General features: G+C 55.5%; 20 protein-coding genes. 17 read left to right on the top strand and 3 right to left on the bottom strand.

Going from position 1 to position 19,299, the window contains the following annotated elements; genetic code table 11:
• Nucleotides 1-4: 4 nt before the first annotated feature.
• From BFP70_RS19415 to BFP70_RS19405, 3 genes are read left to right on the top strand one after another with little or no spacing between them, the layout of a single operon-like run.
• A complete protein-coding gene (locus BFP70_RS19415) occupies nt 5-682 on the top strand; it encodes an amino acid ABC transporter permease (protein ID WP_066013662.1) in 678 nt (225 codons plus the stop codon).
• On the top strand, nt 679-1,335 hold the full coding sequence (locus tag BFP70_RS19410; protein ID WP_066013661.1) for an amino acid ABC transporter permease: 657 nt from the start codon (nt 679-681) through the stop codon (nt 1,333-1,335). Before BFP70_RS19415 ends, BFP70_RS19410 begins: the two co-directional genes overlap by 4 nt.
• Nucleotides 1,316-2,044: an amino acid ABC transporter ATP-binding protein gene (locus tag BFP70_RS19405; RefSeq protein WP_066013658.1), complete on the top strand. Its 729-nt coding sequence runs from the start codon at nt 1,316-1,318 to the stop codon at nt 2,042-2,044. Before BFP70_RS19410 ends, BFP70_RS19405 begins: the two co-directional genes overlap by 20 nt.
• 86 nt (nt 2,045-2,130) lie before the next feature.
• On the opposite strand, the gene BFP70_RS19400 is transcribed toward BFP70_RS19405, so the two are convergent.
• Nucleotides 2,131-3,066, bottom strand: a complete 936-nt coding sequence (locus tag BFP70_RS19400; RefSeq protein ID WP_218059698.1) for an N-carbamoyl-D-amino-acid hydrolase — start codon at nt 3,064-3,066, stop codon at nt 2,131-2,133.
• Between the two features lie 98 nt (nt 3,067-3,164).
• On the opposite strand from BFP70_RS19400, the gene BFP70_RS19395 reads away from it, so the two are divergent.
• From BFP70_RS19395 to BFP70_RS19355, 9 genes are all read left to right on the top strand, one after another.
• Complete coding sequence (locus tag BFP70_RS19395) at nt 3,165-4,079, top strand: LysR family transcriptional regulator (protein WP_066013653.1); 915 nt, start codon at nt 3,165-3,167, stop codon at nt 4,077-4,079.
• Between the two features lie 106 nt (nt 4,080-4,185).
• Nucleotides 4,186-5,256: an ABC transporter ATP-binding protein gene (locus tag BFP70_RS19390; protein WP_066013651.1), complete on the top strand. Its 1,071-nt coding sequence runs from the start codon at nt 4,186-4,188 to the stop codon at nt 5,254-5,256.
• Between the two features lie 62 nt (nt 5,257-5,318).
• The gene (locus tag BFP70_RS19385; RefSeq protein ID WP_066013650.1) at nt 5,319-6,449 is read left to right on the top strand and encodes an ABC transporter substrate-binding protein; all 1,131 of its coding nucleotides are present in this window, start codon (nt 5,319-5,321) and stop codon (nt 6,447-6,449) included.
• 14 nt (nt 6,450-6,463) lie between these two features.
• Nucleotides 6,464-7,306: an ABC transporter permease gene (locus BFP70_RS19380; RefSeq protein ID WP_066013649.1), complete on the top strand. Its 843-nt coding sequence runs from the start codon at nt 6,464-6,466 to the stop codon at nt 7,304-7,306.
• A complete protein-coding gene (locus BFP70_RS19375) occupies nt 7,306-8,079 on the top strand; it encodes an ABC transporter permease (RefSeq protein ID WP_066013647.1) in 774 nt (257 codons plus the stop codon). Before BFP70_RS19380 ends, BFP70_RS19375 begins: the two co-directional genes overlap by 1 nt.
• Nucleotides 8,080-8,099: 20 nt before the next feature.
• On the top strand, nt 8,100-8,861 hold the full coding sequence (locus BFP70_RS19370; RefSeq protein ID WP_066013645.1) for a DUF1028 domain-containing protein: 762 nt from the start codon (nt 8,100-8,102) through the stop codon (nt 8,859-8,861).
• A 35-nt stretch (nt 8,862-8,896) separates the two neighbouring features.
• Entirely contained in the window at nt 8,897-10,327 is a 1,431-nt protein-coding gene (locus tag BFP70_RS19365; RefSeq protein WP_218059697.1) for an amidohydrolase family protein, read from the top strand.
• Nucleotides 10,328-10,720: 393 nt separating this feature from the next.
• Nucleotides 10,721-11,461: a FadR/GntR family transcriptional regulator gene (locus tag BFP70_RS19360; protein WP_255356791.1), complete on the top strand. Its 741-nt coding sequence runs from the start codon at nt 10,721-10,723 to the stop codon at nt 11,459-11,461.
• Nucleotides 11,462-11,487: 26 nt separating this feature from the next.
• Nucleotides 11,488-11,796, top strand: a complete 309-nt coding sequence (locus BFP70_RS19355) for a cupin domain-containing protein (protein WP_066013643.1) — start codon at nt 11,488-11,490, stop codon at nt 11,794-11,796.
• A 13-nt stretch (nt 11,797-11,809) separates the two neighbouring features.
• On the opposite strand, the gene dld is transcribed toward BFP70_RS19355, so the two are convergent.
• Nucleotides 11,810-13,483, bottom strand: coding sequence for a D-lactate dehydrogenase (gene dld / locus BFP70_RS19350; RefSeq protein WP_066013641.1), 1,674 nt, complete (start codon nt 13,481-13,483; stop codon nt 11,810-11,812).
• Nucleotides 13,484-13,743: 260 nt separating this feature from the next.
• On the opposite strand from dld, the gene fucP reads away from it, so the two are divergent.
• The 4 genes from fucP (at nt 13,744) to BFP70_RS19335 (ending at nt 17,744) form a co-directional block, all read left to right on the top strand.
• Nucleotides 13,744-15,030, top strand: coding sequence for an L-fucose:H+ symporter permease (gene fucP, locus BFP70_RS19345; RefSeq protein WP_066013639.1), 1,287 nt, complete (start codon nt 13,744-13,746; stop codon nt 15,028-15,030).
• An 89-nt stretch (nt 15,031-15,119) separates the two neighbouring features.
• Nucleotides 15,120-15,248 carry a hypothetical protein gene (locus tag BFP70_RS21500; RefSeq protein ID WP_255356790.1) on the top strand — a complete coding sequence of 43 codons (129 nt, stop codon included), beginning with the start codon at nt 15,120-15,122 and terminating at the stop codon, nt 15,246-15,248.
• A 107-nt stretch (nt 15,249-15,355) separates the two neighbouring features.
• Nucleotides 15,356-16,192 carry an amidohydrolase gene (locus tag BFP70_RS19340; RefSeq protein ID WP_066013638.1) on the top strand — a complete coding sequence of 279 codons (837 nt, stop codon included), beginning with the start codon at nt 15,356-15,358 and terminating at the stop codon, nt 16,190-16,192.
• Nucleotides 16,193-16,316: 124 nt separating this feature from the next.
• A complete protein-coding gene (locus BFP70_RS19335) occupies nt 16,317-17,744 on the top strand; it encodes a hypothetical protein (RefSeq protein ID WP_066013637.1) in 1,428 nt (475 codons plus the stop codon).
• Nucleotides 17,745-17,747: 3 nt separating this feature from the next.
• Here BFP70_RS19335 and BFP70_RS19330 read toward each other — a convergent pair whose 3' ends face one another.
• Nucleotides 17,748-18,302, bottom strand: coding sequence for an exonuclease domain-containing protein (locus tag BFP70_RS19330; protein ID WP_066013636.1), 555 nt, complete (start codon nt 18,300-18,302; stop codon nt 17,748-17,750).
• Between the two features lie 334 nt (nt 18,303-18,636).
• Here BFP70_RS19330 and BFP70_RS19325 point away from each other — a divergent pair, with 334 nt between their 5' ends.
• Nucleotides 18,637-19,146 (top strand): hypothetical protein, encoded by a 510-nt coding sequence (locus BFP70_RS19325; RefSeq protein ID WP_066013634.1) that lies wholly within the window; start codon nt 18,637-18,639, stop codon nt 19,144-19,146.
• Nucleotides 19,147-19,299 lie beyond the last annotated feature (153 nt).

Below are 19,299 nucleotides of genomic sequence, written 5' to 3'. Positions count from 1 at the left end.
ACGCATGAGTTACCAGTTCAACTTTGACTGGATCGCGACCTATTGGCCGGTTTTCATCGCAGGCATCTGGATGACCATCCAGTTGATCGTGGTGGGCGGTATCGTCGGGATCGCCCTTGGGATTTTATGCGCCTGGGCCAGATCTGAGGGGCCAAAATGGCTGGGATTTATTACGGCAATCTATGTTGAGCTTATTCGTAACACGCCGTTTTTGATTCAGCTGTTTTTTATCTTTTACGGGCTTCCCGCGCTGGGGTTTCGCATGACCGAAGTGCAGGCTGCGATGCTGGCAATGGTGATCAATCTGGGCGCCTATAGCGCCGAAATCATCCGTGCCGGTCTGGAGGCCACGCCCAAAGGCCAAGTAGAGGCCGGCGCGTCATTGGCGTTGTCACCTTTGCAGACCTTCCGTCATGTCGTTTTGGTCCCCGCGTTGCAAAAAATATGGCCCGCGCTGTGCAGTCAGGTTGTGATCGTGATGCTTGGCTCTTCCGTTGTCAGTCAGATCGCAGTCGAAGATCTAACCTATGCGGCCAATTTCACCCAATCGCGCAGCTTCCGCGCCTTTGAGGCCTACTTCGTTTCCACCTTGATTTATCTGGCACTGGCCATAGCACTGCGCTTTGCGCTGCTGGCATTGGGCGACATGATCTTCGCAACCAAACGGAGGGCCACGCGATGAGCCAGATCGGATTTGCGGATATTCTTTGGAACCTGATCATGGCGGCCGGTTGGACCGTCGTTCTATCGCTGATCTCTTTTGTTGGGGGTGGCCTGCTGGGCATTGTGCTGCTGTTCGCGCGGATCGGAAAGGTCAGCTGGTTGCGCGTTGTCGTGAAAATCTACACCGAAGTTTTTCAGGGCACACCCTTATTAATGCAGCTGTTTTTGGCGTTTTTCGGGCTGGGGCTGTTGGGGATCGATGTGCCACCAAGCCTTGCGGCAGGAACCGCGCTGATCCTTTGGACGGCAGCCTTTTTGGTTGAGATTTGGCGCGGGTGCGTAAGCGCAATCGCAAAGGGCCAATGGGAGGCATCGGCATCACTGGGCATGACCTATGTGGAACAAATGCGCCATGTGATCTTGCCCCAAGCCTTTAAAATCTCAATCCCACCCACCGTTGGTTTCTCGGTGCAGGTGGTTAAAGGAACCGCGCTGACCTCTATTATCGGCTTTGTTGAGGTCACAAAAGCCGGCACTGTTTTGGCCAACGCCACGTTCCAGCCCTTCACGGTCTATGGGCTTGTCGCCCTGATCTATTTCATCTTGTGCTATCCACTGTCGCTCAGCGCCAAGGCCTTGGAAAGGAAAATGAATGTCACTCATCGCCATTGACGCCCTGAAGAAAAGCTACGGCAAAACGGAGGTTTTGAAAGGCATTGACCTGCATGTAAAACAAGGTGAAGTGATCGCCCTGATCGGCAAGTCAGGATCGGGAAAATCAACTCTTTTGCGTTGTATCAATGGGTTGGAGCAAATCAATGACGGCGCAATTTCTGTAGCGGGTGAACAGCTAATTAATGATGAGCTGCATCTGCGGGCCTTGCGGCTGAAGGTTGGTATGATTTTTCAACAATTCAATCTGTTTCCACATAAAACCGCTGGACAGAATGTTATGCTGGCACAACAGGTGGTTAAAAAACGGCCCAAGGCGGATGCGGTCGCGATGGCGCGTAAGATGTTGGACCGGGTCGGCCTGTCGGATAAATTCGACAGCTACCCAGATCAGCTATCGGGTGGGCAGCAACAACGCGTGGCGATTGCCCGCGCCCTGGCTATGGAGCCGATGGCGCTGTTATGTGATGAGGTCACCTCGGCACTGGATCCCGAATTAGTGGCCGAAGTGTTGCAAGTTGTGCGCGACCTGGCCGCCGAAGGAATGACATTGGTAATGGTGACACATGAAATGGCATTCGCACGCGATGTCTGTTCGCGCGTTGTCTTCATGCATCAGGGTCGCATTCACGAATCCGGCCCGCCAGAGCAAGTGTTCAACAACCCGCAAACGCCGGAATTGCGCAGCTTTATCGGGATGACCGGCTGAGACCAGATGGCGCGGCGGGGCCAGGGGTTACACCCCTACCTCGCCGCCTGTCCTTCACCTGCTGCGGCTTGCGACAGGCACCGTGTTCAGGGATCCATTTCCACCCCGACTTGCCCGGTGATAGGGCCATAGAATTCAGGCCGCCGGTGTTTGGCAAAGTTGAAAACTGAACGACGGATATACGCACCCAAGTCCAAATCGCAATTATATGAAATGACTTCATCTTCTTCGGTAACGGCCCGCGTTACGGTTTCACCTGTCGGTGAGACGATAGAAGATCCGCCGATCATCGCGAACCCATCTTCAGACCCACATTTTGCCGCCGCCATAACCCATGCCCCATTTTGATAGGCCGCGGATTCTAGGCTAAGGCGATGATGATGTTCGCGCAGATGCACAGGTTCATTGTGGTGAATATTGCGGGTGGGCGTGTTATAGCCCAGCATAAATATCTGCGCGCCGCGCAACGCCATCGTGCGAAATGTCTCAGGCCAGCGACGGTCGTTACAGATGCACATGCCCATCGGACCAGCATCCGTTTTAAATACCGGGAAACCCATATCACCGACTTCAAAATACCGTTTTTCCAGATGCTCAAATTCTGGATCGCCAATCGGATCTTTGGTGCCCGGAAGGTGGATTTTACGGTATTTCCCCAAAATCTCACCTGTTGGCGACACCAGAACCGAGGTGTTGAACCGGTGAACAATGCCATTCTCGACCAGTTTTTCCGCGTAGCCCAGATAAAAGCCAATCCCGAACGTCCGCGCCAAATCGAACAGCGGAATCATCGCAGGCGATGGCAGGCCCTCTTCATAGAAGCGGTCATATTCTGCAGGATCATCATAGACATAGCGCGGAAAGAATGTGGTCAGCGCAAGCTCTGGAAAGACAACCCAGCGCGCGCCGCGGCCGTGCGCCTCTTGCAGCATCTCCATCAATCGCGCAACAGTCGCCTCTTTGGTATCGTTCAGATGCACCGGGCCCATCTGCGCCACGGCAAAAACTTGTTTGCGGCTCATTGCCTGCTCCTTCGCAATTCTTGAATGCAGGGTAGACAAGGAAAACATCATCTGGAAATAAAATAGAAACCCCAACGAATAATTGAAAGTTATTGACTATGGTTCGTGTCCGCCAGTTAGAAGTCCTGTGTTCTGTCATTGAGCTGGGCACAACCGCAGGCGCAGCCGAGGCCCTGGGCGTCAGCCAGCCGGCGGTGTCAAACATGATCCGCCATATTGAAGATCTTGTTGGATTTCCCTTGTTCAAACGTGAGAAAGGACGGCTGACTCCCACGCCAGAGGCGCGCCATATCGCACAGGAAGCACAGCATCTGTTCGCACAGCAAAAGCGCGTGGGACGGATCATCACCCAGCTTCGTGGCGGCACAGTGGGACGGCTGAACGTTATTGCAAGCCCCTCTATCGGGAATGCCTTGTTGCCCCGTCTGGTGTCAGAATTTACCAGAACACGGCCGCGCATAACATTGTCAGTAGAGCTGGGATCTGTGGACGAGGTGATCAACCATTTGGTCAGCGGCCGTGCTGAGCTGGGCTTTTCGATCACCCCCCCGCGCCATGCAGCATTAAGTGTGCGACCAATTTCAACAGGTGAAATGCTATGTGCTATCCCAAATGGGCATGAGCTGTGCAGTTCGGAACGTGTCAAGATCCTTGACCTGAATCACGTTCGGCACATTTCTTATGCAACAGGCACGCCACTTGGGCAGATGATCGACAGCGTCTATTCCAAAAATGGGATTGAGCGGCGCTATTACTGCGAGGTGCGGCACACCTCCACAGCGCTTGAACTGGTATCCGCGGGTGCGGGCGCCGCGCTGATCGACAGTTTTGCGATGATGGGCAAGCCCAGACCTGAAATCACCTTACGCCCAACGGATCCACATATCGAAGTCGCTCTGCACACGGTCACGTCCAACCTGTTCCCTACTTCGAATATCGCGCTGCAATTTCAGGATTTCGTGCGCAAAGCGTTGAATGATCCAGAACAGCGCGCGCTTTATGGCATAACCTAGGGTTATTCGTGCGGGTATTTATTTTATTTCATAATGTGCGCGGTCTCTGCTGTCATGTCGACAATTGTTGGGGCGATTGAGCAGCCCCGACCCAAGAGGCACAGCCATGACCCATCCGATTATTTCCATTCGCCATGCTGTCAAAACTTATGGCAAATTCCGTGCGCTTGACGCTGTTGCGCTGGATATTCACGAAGGAGAGTTCCTGACCCTGCTTGGCCCGTCGGGATCGGGCAAAACCACGCTACTGTCGGCGATCGCAGGCTTTACCGCACTGGATGACGGGTCAGTGCATGCGCGTGGGCATGACATCTCGGGCTTGCCGCCCGAAAAGCGCGATTTTGCGATGGTGTTTCAAGGCTATGCGCTATTTCCAACCATGAGCGTGGCGCAGAACGTTGGCTACCCGCTGCGGGTGCGCAAATGGTCCAAAGACCGGATCGCACAACGTGTGCATGAATGTCTGGCCTTGGTGCAAATGGAAAAATTTGCGGATCGGATGCCGCATCAGCTGTCCGGCGGGCAACAGCAGCGTATCGCGCTGGCGCGCGCGCTCTCATTTAAACCTGATGTTCTGTTGCTGGATGAGCCGCTGTCGGCGCTGGATAAAAAACTGCGTTCAGATCTGCAGTGGGAGTTGAAATCACTTCATAAAAAGCTGGGCGTGACCTTCGTCTATGTCACCCATGACCAAGAAGAGGCCCTGTCGATGTCCGACCGGATTGTCATCTTGAAAGACGGCAAGATCCAGCAAGAGGGCGCACCCGATGACCTGTATAATTTGCCCAAAAACCAATTCGTCGCAAATTTCCTCGGCAAATCAAATGTCGTGAATGCGCATGTGATCGGCACACAAGGGGAGCATCTTTTGGCCGAGGTCGAGGGGCGCCAATTCTGCGCGACCTATGATCATGCCAATTCCCCCACCGGTCAGGTCAACTTCGCGCTGCGCCCCGAACGCATCCGGTTGGGACCGCCCGGCCAAGAAACCTTTGACGGCCATATCGCCCAGATCAGCTATTTAGGGGAACGGTGCCAGGTGTTGGTGCGCCATGACGCATTGGGCGAAATCCTTGTGTCACATCCAACATGGGATGCCGCATTGCAACCCGCCCCGCAGATGCCGGTCAGCTTTGGTTGGGATGCTGGCGCCTGCGTCGCGCTGGACGCCTCTTGATCGAACCACCCCCAAAAAGCGGCCAGTCAGAGCCGCCCCTTTCCAACAGCAGGAGACAAATTATGGACACGCATGACACCGGCTACCAAGCCGATCTTATGGACATTGCCGCAGAAAAATATAAGGCGGGACGATTATCGCGACGTGGCTTCTTGACCGCGATGGGCGCGCTTGGCCTTGTCCCGATGCTGGGCAACCGTAGCGCCTATGCGCAAGCCAGCGAAATCGTCGTGTGCAACTGGGGCGGTGCCGCAGAAGAGATTTTGAAGAACATCCTTGGCAAAGCGTTTGAGGAAGAAACCGGCATCCCGGTTCGCGTCGATGGGGCAGGTCCCTCCCCAGGAAAAATCCGCGCCATGGTGGAAAGCGGCGCGGTGGTCTGGGATGTCTGCGACAGCGGTGCAGGATCGGCCATCGTGATGAATGGTGCAGGCGTTATTCAAGATATCGATTATTCCATCGTGGATAAAACCAAGGTTCTGGACGGCACCGCCCTACCCTTTGGCGTGGGCAATTACGTTTTCTCTTATGCGATGGCGTGGAACCCCACGATGCTGCCCGATGGTGCACCCAAGACATGGGAAGATGTGTGGAATGTGCAGGACTTCCCCGGGATGCGCACCTTCCGTAAATCGGTGCGGGGACAGTTAGAGATGGCCGCGCAGGCGATGGGCGTTGCAAAGGAAGATGTCTATGCCTTCCTTGATGACGAGGGGATCAAGGCTGCAATTGCGAAATTCCGCGAGCTGCGCGACAATATCATTGTCTGGGGGTCGGGATCGGACAGCCAGAACCTGTTTTTGCAAGGCGAAGTGGCAATGGGGAATATCTATTCCAGCCGCTCGTTCTTGCTGAAAGATCAGATGGAGCCGGGCAGCTTTGCGATGACCTTCGATGGTGCTGTCTTGCAGCCGGGTATCTGGGTGGTGCCAAAAGGCAATCCCGCTGGGGCGGAAACTGCCATGCGTTTCATCGCCAGCGCGCAAGATCCGCAGCTACAGGCCAACTGGTTTGAAGCGATTGGCAACGGCCCGATCAACCCCGCCGCAGCCAGTTTGTTGCCCGCCGCATTGGCGCAGTGGAACCCCAATGATCCCGCCAATGTGGTCAAGCAGGTGATCTACAGCGACGAGTGGTATGGCAAAAACCAAGTTAGCGCCGAAGAGCTGTATATTGACGCCTTGATCGGCTAAGCCCGGATAGTCAGATGCCCCATATTCCCGAAAAACTCCGCTATTGGATGCTGATTATTCCGGCACTTGCTGTAATGATCATCTTCTACATATTTCCGGTCCTGAACATATGGGGCATTTCCATCACCGAGCCATCCGTCGGGATTGAAAATTATGAACGGATGTTTGCCTCAAATGCGGTGAAGGTCAGCTTTGTGCTGACCTTTCGGATCGCTGCAATCACCACCGTGGCCTGTTTGATCCTTGGCTATGTCGTGGCCTATACCATTTCAAACCTTGCAGGACGGGTTCGTCCGCTGATGTTGGGGCTGGTGCTTTTGCCGTTCTGGGTGTCGGTGTTGATCCGATCATTCGCGTGGATCGTGCTGCTGGGGCGTTCAGGTCTGGTGAATGACGGGCTGATGGCAACGGGCATTATCAGCCAGCCACTGCGGCTGATGCATAATGAGCTGGGTGTTTTGATCGCAATGGTGCATGTGATGTTACCCTTTGCCGTTTTGCCTATGTTGACCAATATGCGTGGTATTTCGGGCAGTTACATTCAAGCGGCGCGGGGATTGGGTGCCAGCGAATGGCGCGCCTTCCGCGAGGTCTATTTCCCGCAGACATTGCCCGGTGTGATGTCGGGAGGTTTGTTGGTCTTTGTGCTGTCATTGGGGTTCTATGTGACGCCGGCTCTGCTGGGCGGTGGCCGCGTGATGATGATTTCAGAATATATCACCTATCAGATCCAAGAATTCCTGAATTGGGGTCTGGGCGCGGCGCTGTCAGTGGTGCTGTTGATGGCCACCGCTGTCGTGCTGCTGATCGCCAGCCGCTTTGTGAACCTGAAAACCACTTTCCTGGAGCGCCGCTAATGACACCTTCTGCGTTACGGATCTTTTTTGGCACTGGCAGCTGGATCATCCTTGCCTTTCTGGTGCTGCCGATCTTGGTTGTGATCCCGGTGTCCCTGACCGATACATCCTTTATCGGGTTGCCCAAGGATCACCTGTCTTTGCAGCATTACGACACATTCGTGCATTCCACGAAATGGCTGTTCGCCAGCTGGACAAGCATCTGGATTGGCTGTGTCGTTGCGGTGGTTGCCACAGGTCTGGGTACGTTATTTTGCATCGGGGTTTGGTTTCTGTCAGATCGCGCGGCGATGATTGTGCGCTGGATCATGATCGTGCCGATCCTTGTACCACCGGTCGTGCAATCCTTGGGGTTTTATAAATTCTGGGTCACGCTGGGGCTGATCGACAGCTATCTGGGGGTAATTTTGGCCCATGTGCTGTTGGGTCTGCCCTATGTCACGATTTCGGTTTTTGCGTCCCTTTCCAATATGGATCGCCGGTTACCGTTGGCGGCGCGCAATCTGGGCGCATCCATTGGGATGACCATCCGAACCGTGATCATCCCTGCAATCCGCCCCGGGATGATATCAGGCGGGATCTTCGCCTTTATCGTTAGTTTTGATGAAATCGTCAGCGTACTGTTCCTGACCGTGCGCCGCGTCGAGACACTCCCCAAAATGATATGGGAAGGGATCCAGGAATCCGTCGACCCGGTGATTGCGGTTGTCGCGTCCATCTTTGTTTTGATCACGCTGATCGCCACCTCTTTGGCCGCGCTGCGCCGCAGCTGAACCGCCGTAAGGATAGTTGCATGACATTTTCAATTATTGGCCACTGCCCGCGCACCGGTGCGTTCGGCGCTGCAATCGCTACATCTGATCTTGCGGTAGGAAACCGTTGTGTGCGTCTGGCACATGGACGGGGTGCGATGTTGTCGCAACATCGCACCGACAGCCGGCTGGGTGATCTGGGCATTGCTGCGTTACAAGAAGGCCAATCCGCCGATGACGCAGTCACCCATGTTATATCGTCATCCCCCGATATTGAATGGCGCCAGCTGGGCGCATTGGACCACACAGGGCGCAGCGCGGTGTTTCACGGCCGCCGGATGTATTCGATTTATACCCATAGCACAGGGAAAAATTGTCTCGCGTTGGGCAATATCTTGGACAATGAGCACGTGACAGATGCGATGGCCAATGCCTTCCAACAGCAGCCCAACCAGCCGCTGGCAGAGCGCTTACTTCAGGCGCTGGAGGCCGGTTTAGCCGCAGGCGGAGAAGTGCTGGGCACGTTGAAATCTGCCGCCCTACAGGTAACGGGCGATCATGGGATTGCCGCTGTTGATCTGCGAGTTGATATTTCGGACGGGCGCGCCGTGCCCGATCTTCGCCACTTATTCGATGCTTATAAAGGTCGAGAGGCAGGACTGCGCGCCGTTGCGCTGGAACCTGATTCCGTGCCGGTGCAAGCCAAGCTATTCAACGCCAGTATTCAGCGGATTGCGCAATTGGGGCTGGAAACACGGTTTCCTACCGCCACGCATCGCGACAGCTGGACCGTTGCGGACTAACCCTTTCCTGCCCTGCTTTGCCACAAGGATAACGCATGCCACGCCCCTCACTTATGCCGCTGCCCAATGTGGCCCAGCAGACCACCGCAATTTTTGGCAGCTATGTCTTGGATGGCTCGCATGGCGGACAACGGGTTTTGCGCGATCATTGGGTGATCTTGGAAGGCGATCGGATCGCGGCGATCCACCCATCACGACCCGCGCAAGCCGATCATGTGATTGACACGCCGGGGCGGTTTGTCCTGCCCGGGTTGATGAATCTGCACAATCACTGTTTTTCTGAAGCAATCGCACGCAGCCATGCCGAAGACGGTGCGGGTAAGAAAAACGATCAAAGCATCGTTTATACGGTTCTTTTGCCGCTTTCAAAAACCGGTCTGGATGTGCTGACACCACAGGAGCGTCTGGATGTCGCGCGCATGGGCATTACACAGTTATTGCTTGGCGGTGCGACTTCGGTAATGGAGCCCTTCCGCAATTCTTTGCCAGAGATGTTCACCGCTGCCGAGGAATTGGGATTACGGTTTTGGGGGGCGCCCTATCTGTTTTCAGCCGCAGATCCCAAGGCCGGGAATGATGGTGTGGAATATAACACCACCTCGACGACAGGACGCGATAGTGAACGCGACCTGACACAGTGGAAGGCGCTGTATGACAGGTGGCAGGGCAAGGCAGACGGTCGCATCGGATTGGCGATGAGCCCGCATGCGACCGATACATGTGACCCCGATCTGCTGCGTGCGGCTACGGCGATGGCGCGGGAATTGAATGTGCCAAACACCATCCATGTCGCACAAAGCGCTGGCGAGGTGAAAACGATTGGCGCACGCTATGAAGGTCGCACGCCAAGCGAATATCTGGATTGGCTAGGGGTTTTGGGTCCCGATCTTTTGGCGGCGCATTGCGTCTATGCAACCGATAACGATTTACAATTGATGCAAAGCAAAGACGTCACCGTGATGAACTGCCCGCGTGTGTTCAGCCGATCCGGTAAGACCGCAGCCTTTGGCCGGTTCGAGGCCGCAGGCCTGCGCGTCATGGTGGGGACAGATGGGTATAATATGGATCTGTTGGGGGAATTGAACGCGGCAGCGATGATTTCCAAGGTCGCTGCCGGGCGCCCCGATGTGGCGACGGCGCCGGCCCTGATATCTTCTGTGACCGAGGCGGGTGCGCAAGCGCTCAATCGGCCGGATCTGGGCCATATTGCGCCCGGTGCAAAAGCGGATCTGACTGTTATTGATATGGCTCATCCGCATTTGCAGCCGCATTACGATCCATGCCGGACATTGATCGCGCTGGCCAATCGGTCTAATATTGACACGGTAATCGTTGATGGGCGCATATTGGTGTCAGGCGGCAGGCTGGCGGTTGCTGATGCACAGGCGTTGACGCGCGCAGGCAGCGCCGCAATCCAAAAGATCTGGGATCAACCCGAAGCCCGCGACGCGTTTGCAAGCAGCTGATCCCTATTCTGGAACCGTGGCCGGACCGCCCATAGATCTTGTGGCGCGGAGCGGATCGCCCTGAGGCCTCTGCGCGATCTATCGCGTCGGGGGCTTTGCCTATGCGCTGTCATGACGGTTCAAAAGGTCAGAGTATGGGACAAAAATTTATGTTACAACTTTTCAGGCAACGGCACCAACGCGCAGCCCAAAAACCGTCGAACGCCAGAAATATACCCGAGGATCACAGTCAGAATATTCACCCAGTTCTGGAAATATAACCTTTCATTTAGGTATGTTGGCTTATGGTTGTGATCACCCGCGTCAGATATCCTATTCGATGTCAAAGATATGGACGTGGCCGCACGAACCTGTCATATAGGTTATCACCGGAAAATAAGTGAGGGTCTTTCAGTGGCCGAGCCAATCGTGAAATCCTCTGCCGATCGCAGCAACGGGAAGACCCTTGTTGTCACACTCAGCGATCGGTTGCGGACACAAATCGAAACCGGGGCCTATCCCCCCGGATCGCGCCTCCCCTCTGAAGCGCAGCTGACACGGGAATTTTCCGTGTCACGCACCGTGGTGCGCGAGGCCGTGGCTGCGTTGCGCTCTGATGGCTTGGTGGAGCCACGTCAGGGCGCCGGCGTCTTCGTTTTGGACCCAAAGCCCAGTTTAGATTTGCCCTTTAAAAATATCGACTTTGTTCGCATTTCTTCGATGATTGAGATGCTGGAACTGCGCACTGCCGTAGAGGTTGAGGCCGCAGGATTGGCCGCTCAGCGCCGCTCGCCTGCGCAAGAGGAAAACATCCTCCATGCGCTACAAACTTTGCGCGGATTTTCCCAGGCGGGGAAAACCTCGGTTGAGGCGGATTTTGACCTGCATCTGGCCATTTCCGATGCCACCAACAATCCCCGTTTCCGCGATTTTCTGTCAATGGTCGGGGCCAATCTGATCCCCCGGCGCGCGTTGGAAAAAACCGATGATGACAGCGCGACAGACAGCTACCTGCGCGGTCTGGATGCAGAGCACGAAAAAATCGTTGCAGCCATTTTAGATGGCAATGAACAGGCCGCCCGCGACGCAATGCGCCAGCACCTGAAAGGCAGCCAGTCCCGGTATCGTAATTTGTTACGTCAGGCTACGGCCTGATGGATCCTTTCTTACAGGAGCTAAATATGTCCACATTTCCGATCGCACATCCCGATACCGGCGTCACACGTCAGGTTCTGGCCGACAGCCCAGAGTTGATGGTGGTGTCTTTCCGGTTCAAAGCGGGCGCGAAAGGCGCGCTGCATGATCATCCGCATGTGCAATCGACCTATTGCGAGTCCGGCCGCTTCCGCTTTTTCCTTGGCGACACGTCGTTTGAGGTCACCCCCGGGGACAGTTTCATCATTCCCTCGGGCGCGCGCCACGGCTGTGAATGCCTAGAGCCCGGCCAACTGGTAGATTGCTTCACCCCACGGCGCGACGACTTCTTGTGATGAGCTTGCGTAGTTAGTGTTTGCACCGTGATTGCTTGCCAAGCCCCGGGTTGAAGCTGTTTGTCGGATCGCATTCGCGATAAAACTGCGCCAGATCCGGCTTGGCCACATAAAGATGACCAACATTATGCTCTGCGGGGTATTCCACCCCGCGCGCATCAAGCAGTTTCAGCATCTTCGCCTTGAGTGCCGCACCATCATGGCCACGTTTCACGATGTAATCTTGATGCAGCACATGGCACATGAAATGCCCGTAATACATTTTATGACTGATCGCTGCGTCAATATCCGGGGGCAATGTTTCAAACCAATCGCGATCATTTCGGCGCAATGCCAGATCCAGCGGCAAGATATCTTCCACCGCTTCCCGGTTCAGCGCCATGTAGCGCACGGCCGCGCCCGCTGCAGCAAAGCGGTGCAGGCCGGCAATCTTGGTTTCTCTTGCATCGCATTCAAAGAAATCAGCATCTTCCTGTGCGAACAACTCTGGCAATGTGGCGACAGCTTCGTCAATGCCACCGTCACGCATTTTTAAAATCAGATGGTGCTCATAGCGGTTGCGATAGTCCAGCAGACGTTTTGGTAAGATCTCGGGCCACAGCGTGGCGACCCCTTGCAATACGCGATCGGTCAACCCGCGTGTCAATGACCACCGGTTCAATCGTGCGTCCAACGCACCTTTTATGGCGAAAAAACGCGGCAAGCGGGCAGTGCCCAGCTTGTCAATCGCAAGCACCGTGTCCTTGCCATAGCGATGCGTGATATCAAACGCTTCACGGTGCATATATTCTGCTGACACCGGCAATGTATTAAATTGCGACAAGATCTTACGGCGTAACCGGGTCAGCACTTCGGTGGAATTTGTGCCGATATAGAATGTCTTGCTACGGTCGGGCTGAGAAAACGTATCCAGACGCACGGCAAACACCGCCAGTTTTCCTGCACAGCCCGAGGCCTCGTATAATCGGCCTTTGTCGGCATTGAACCGGGCTGGCGTTGGTGCATCCACATCACGCACACGCGCCCCATAGCCGTGGTCAGAGGCTTGGCGGTTTCCTGCCTCGTCCACTGAAAACTCCCCGGCCTGCACGCGTGTCAAAATTTGTTCTGGCGTGTCGCCAAGTGCCAGACCCAAGTGATTGACCAGCCGCAAAACGCCATCTGCACCCAGCTGGGCAAATAGCGCCAGCTCGGTATAGGATGGGCCCCGTTCCACCAATGCACCACCTGAATTGTTGCAGACCCCGCCCACGACGGAAGCCCCAATACATGATGAGCCGATGACGGAATGCGGATCGCGGCCCTTAGGGTCCAGCGCCTTTTCAAGCCCGAACAGTGTTGCACCCGGCAGCGCCACCACTTGCCGTCCTCCATCCAGCAGATGTATCCTCGTCAGCCGGCTGGTCGAAACGATTACCACATCGCGATCATAGCTGCCTTTGGGCGTAGAGCCTTCGGTCAGACCGGTATTGGCCGCCTGCATGATGATAATTTTATCCGCGCGCACACAGGCCTGTAGCACCTGCCATTGTTCCAGCAAACTGCCCGGTTGAACAACAGCCAGCGCCGCCCCCTCCCCCGAGCGATAGCCGCGACGAAATCTTTCGGTCGCACGAGGCTCTGTCAGCACATGGCGCCGCCCGACGATGCTGCGCAATTGCCCGATTAGATCATCATTGCCTGTCATTATGCCATCACCTTAAAGAAGAGCGCATCGCGCAAAATCACCGATCGGCGGTTGCAGCCTCAGCAATACGCGTCCAAGCCTACGGGTCAAGGGAAAGACAGGCACGCCGCGCACCCCGTGTATTTTGCCTGATAAAGTGACGTGGATGCCGCCCCGCCAAATTAATTAGTCACTTTATTTGATAAATATCATCATTGAGCATGGGAATACGATTGAAACTGCCTTAGGTCTCAACACACAATTGCTTGGAGGGGCTAAAAATGGCTAACAAACCGCGTCTTGTGTATAAGGGCATGTGGTTGCCGTTCGTTCTGTTGGTGGTGTGTTTTGCGGCATGGGGGATCGCGGCCAACATGACCGATCCTTTGGTTCAGGTCTTTTCCCGAATCTTTTCCATGAGCACGCTGCAAGCTTCTTTCGTGCAATTTGCGTATTACGGCGCATATTTTCTTCTGGCCCTGCCGGCGGCGTTCATCAATCGCCGGTTCACCTATAAAACCGGGGTTTTAACAGGGCTTGGCTTGGCGACTTTGGGCGCGTTTTTGTTTTATCCCGCCAGCATCGCGATGACTTATGGGTTTTTCCTGGTCGCGCTGTTTTGTCTGGCAGGGGGGTTGTCGATCCTTGAAACCTCGGCCAACCCTTTTGTAATTTCGATGGGGCCAGAGGGGAACGCGACACGGCGTTTGAACCTTGCGCAGGCATTCAATCCCGTGGGCACCAATATCGGTGTTTTGCTGTCGGCCAGCTTTATCTTGCCCAATTTGAACCCAGCAACCGATGCGCAACGTGCGCTGATGCTGCCATCACAGCTGACAGAAATTCGCGAGCAAGAGCTTGCCGCTGTCATGGGCCCATATGTTGCCTTCGCCTTTGTTCTACTGATCATTTGGGTGCTGATCGCGTTAAAGCCTATGCCGGCACGGGATGAAACCACACGTATCAGCCCGCGCGTGCATTTTCGCCCCACGGTCAAACGCTTGCTGAAAAACCGCCACTATGCCTTTGGCGTTGTCGCGCAGTTTTTCAATGTGGCTGCGCAGACCTGCACATGGACCTTCACGATCCAATATGTGCTGGGCGCGATCGGCGGGGATGAGGCCGGCGCGGGACGGTATTTGCAGATCAGTCTGATTGTGTTCCTTGTGGCGCGGTTTGCTATGGTGGGGTTGATGGGGTTCATTCGCCCGTCGCTGTTATTGACGATGATGGCCGCGATCGGCGTGGCATTGGCCCTGTTTGCCGCAGGCGTGCCATCGATCATGGGCGTTTGGGCGGTTGTCGCGCTTTCGGCCTGCCTGTCGCTGATGTTCCCCACCATCTACGGCATCGCATTGCAAGGGCTAGGCGAGGATACGAAATTCGGCGCAGCCGGGTTGGTAATGGCAATTGCAGGCGGGGCCATCATGCCGATGATCCACGCAGCAACCGTTGATGCCTATGGTCCGGCTATCGCCTTTATCGTTCCGGGGCTTTGTTTTGCGATGGTGATGATCTATGGCGCGTTTGACCTTGTCTCAAATCGCAAATCCGCGGCCATGCGCTAAGCGCAAACCGGGCTGCAGATCGCGCGTCTTGTCTGCGTAAATGTCCAACCAATATGCTGGGGTGTGCCTGACTAAGAAAGGAGCACCCCATGCTTGGTTTTTTTGCGTTATATAACGATGCACGCGCGCTCCGTGCGCTTGGCCTTTACAGTGCGCAGTTGCCACGGCGCCCCCGGTTCATGTTGCAACCACATGAGATTGCCGCATTGAACCGTTAGCCTGCGCGCTTGTCACTTCGTGATGGCTGCGGACGGATTGCTACTTTTCCTATACATCTAAAACGGACAAACTTCCCGCAACGGCAAATTTATGCGAGAGCTTTTTGATGTTTCTTTCCGATATTCCCAAGGTTGATTGTCACTGCCACCTGTTTGACCCGGCGGCGTTTCCCTATAATCCAGAAGTGTCCTACCATCCAACAGGGCATGAAATCGCCACGCACGCACAGATGGGTCATGTTTTTGCCACCCATAACGTAAAGCGGGCGCTGCTGGTTCAGCCCAGCTCCGGCTATGGGGACGACAATTCCTGTATGCTTTCGGCCATCACCAACAGCGGCGGCGCCTATCGCGGAATTGCCGTTGTGGCCGCGGATATCTCTGAGAAAGCGCTGGCAGATCTGCAATCAAAGGGGATCGTGGGGGTCGCGCTGAACCTACCGTTCCACCCGCGCGGCCATTACGAAAACTGTGCCCCGCTTTTGGCTAAGCTGCAAGCGCTGGACATGTATGCGCAGGTGCAGGTTGAAGATGATATGTTGTTGGATGTGTTGCCAATGTTGCTGGCCTCCGGGGTCAAGCTGTTGTTCGATCATTGCGGCCGGCCCGCACCTGCCAAAGGTTTGGACCAACCGGCGTTTGAAGCGTTGCTGACACTGGGCCGTGACGGGCGCGCGGCGGTAAAGCTGTCCGGCTATATGAAGTTTTCGACACAGTCCTATCCGTTTCACGACACAGCACCCTATGCCCAAGCCCTGCTGCAGGCGTTTGGCCCGCAAGCCTGTGTATGGGGATCCGATTGGCCGTTTTTGCGCGCGACAGAGCGGGTGGACTATGCACCATTGGTCGACCTGTTCGCGACCCGCTTTACTGATCCCGCTGTGCAACGGGCAATTTTATGGGACACCCCAAATCGGTTGTTTGGGTTTGACCGAGGGTCGTGACAGTTCATTATTGGGGTTTTCGGGGCCACTGACAGGATTTGGCGCATCCGTGATGGGGATGGCAGATGTAATTTCGTCCCGCCACCCCTATCTGCAATGAAACGCAGCCAAAGATAGGACCGACGTGACGCATCCCCCTTGTCCAGATCAGATCGGACCCGTTTTATATTTCCGCCGCGCAGATGATCACGGGCTTCATGTGCACGCCTTGGTCATCCGCCCCCATGCCATGGGGGAACCGGGCGGTGTCACAGTCGAAGACCGTCTTTTCACGCCGGAACATTTGGATCAACTGGGTGCGCTGGATGTTTGGCGCTATATGCTGATCTTGCCAAAATCGGCACAGGGCTACCAGTTTGAGGGCGTATTTTATCCGGTTGTCACCCATCATCAAGGCGATATCAGAATTGGCTTTGTTTCCTGCAATGGCGAAGAGATCGGTGATCTAACCCGCAATGAAAACGAGCGCAACGCAATGTGGCTCCGACTGGGGCTGGAACATGATGCGCAGCCATTGGCCATTTTGCTGCAAGGCGGTGATCAGGTCTATGCGGACGAGGCGACGGATGGCCACCCGCTCAGCGACAGCTGGCCCGACGATCTGCCCGAAGAGGTTTCGGACGAAGATCTGCAAGGGCTGGAAGCGCATCTTAGCGCGCGGTTCATCGACCGCTACATGCGTGTTTTGGCCGCCAGCGCCCCGGCACGGCTCATGGCCCGGGTGCCCAGTTTGGCCGTGTGGGATGATCACGATATTTGCGACGGCTGGGGCTCGTTGAAGCGTCCGGTGACGGCGGGTCCAGTGGGGCAATGCCTGTTCAAAGTGGCGCGACGGTTCTATTTGCTGTTTCAGCACGGTGCGGTAGAGCGCGATATTCCTGCCCTGTTCAAAGATCCCACGGGGGCAAGCCTGACATGGGCACATCAGCTTCCCGGCGTGACCTTGATTGCCCCGGATTTGCGCTCGGAACGCGGACGCCGCCAAGTGATGGGACCAAACGGTTGGGCCGCAATGGAGGGCATTGATGTGCCCGAAGGCAATCACGTTATCCTTGTGTCCAGCGTGCCACTGCTGGGCCCGCGCCTGTCCTTGGTCGAGGGGGTGATGATGGCCATCCCGCGAATGCAAAAATACGAAGACGATCTGCGGGACCAATGGCAAAGCCGGGCGCATCGGGACGAATGGCGCAGAATGCTTCGCCATGTGCTGCGCTGGCACGATACCAGTCCTGTGACCGTCGTCTCTGGTGAGATCCACTTGGCCACCCGCGCTGTGTTGGCGGCACAGCCCGCGCCTGTGCATCAGCTTGTGGCCTCGGGCATCTCACATCGTGCGCCGCCTGCAGGCTATGCGCGCGGACTGGGTGTGTTGGCCGGCTTGGGGGAAGCTCCGCTCAAGGGACACCCGATCCGGATCGCCCCCTTGCCGGGTCAGAAAAACCGCTATACTGCCGAGCGCAACTTCCTGATTTTGAACCGCCGCCAAGACCACTGGACCGCAAATTGGCATTTGGAATATTCCGGGCAAACGCCTGACCTGATCCTGACCTAGGTATTAGCGGCGCAAAATCAGATCAAAGCTACGGCCCAGCCGTTCTTCGGCCAGCAAAACAACCATCGCGGCGGCGCGGGCATCTTCGCCTGCGTCGTGATGGGTGAATTCCAGCCCCAGCGCCTGTTTCAAATGCCCCAGCCCATGCCCACCATTCCCCTTGAACTCCGGCCAGGCGGCACGGGCAATGCGCACACTATCGCTCCAAACCCAGGGCGGCACAGACAAACCGGCAAGATCATGCGCCGCCCCCATCGCTCGTTTGTCAAAACTGCTGTGCTGAATCAGATGATGGCGTGCCAACAGTGGCGACAGGCTGATCATCGCCTCGGCAAAATCGGGGGCATCGACCACATGATCGGGGCCAATGCCATGCAGCTGAATGTTGAACCGCGAGAACCGGCAGTGCGGATTGATATAGGTCGTATATTGTTGGATCTGATTGTCATAACCAACGCAGGCGATCCCGATCTGACAGATGCTTGAAGCATCGCTGCACGCCGTTTCCACATCCAATGCGATGAAGCGAAATGTGCCTGCGGGGATCTGCTGTGTCATCCGTTACCTTCATCTGTAAAGGGCCAAGATTACGCGATTCTCGCCCCATCCAGCCGCTCTAATTTTCAGCGTCTTTGACATAAATTGTAAGGCTCTGCCATGTTCTTGCCTTTGCATTGTCCGTGGTCAGTCGCAGCTGGCCGCATTTTCGTCCCCTAGGCCGCGCATATATGTTTCATCGACAACGCGTCACCAGCGGGTTTGCAAAGAACCGCTCATGACAGCCGATGTCACCGCGCCAAAACGGCCGCGCCTCGTGGAGAAACTGCCACATCAAACAGCAGAGAGTATCAGTAAACAGATGCCCGATGGCATTTTGTAAAGAGGAACCGCCATGACACCGCTCCAAACCTTAAAGCACGCGTATATTGCCACTGCTTCCCTGTCGCGTCGGATCGTTCATGGCCTTGTGATTACCTGTGCCCTTACCGCGGTCGCGGCACCAAGCCTTGCAACCGAACCGATGCGTCGACTACCGCCAAAGATCGTGGGAAATGACATTGGTGGGCTGCTAAGCGCGCGGATTCAGGAAATTTCGCAGCTTGAACGATCAGGTCGCCAAGTTGTCATCAATGGTGATTACTGTATCTCTGCCTGCACAATGTATATTTCTTTGCGGAATGTATGTGTTTACCCTAAAACGGTTTTCGGGTTTCATGGTCCAAGTAAATCTGGAAAGGAGTTGCCGGCCGAAAAATTCGAATATTGGTCTGCCCGCATGGCATCCTTTTACCCTGCGAATTTGGCGCGCTGGTATATGAAAACCGGCCGTCACGCCCGCAAAAATTACTACCGTATCAGAGGCGCGGAATTGATCCGTCAAGGCGTTCCGGCCTGTAGCTGACCTCCCCATACGGCGACCTTTTGTATCGGTCTGTCGTCTATCTGGTTCGTTATTTTAACGAGTTTTCGTAACGAGTGCCCTGTTTCACCAGTTCTGTTTGCGTCACCCGTATCTGTTAAGAGTGCTTGCAAGAGTGTTGTAAAAATTGGCGTT

The sequence above is a fragment of the Thioclava sp. SK-1 genome (genome assembly GCF_001705665.1).
GTDB lineage: Bacteria > Pseudomonadota > Alphaproteobacteria > Rhodobacterales > Rhodobacteraceae > Thioclava.
Note: the sequence above shows the minus strand (reverse complement) of the source record. Positions and strands in the feature narration are given on the sequence as shown.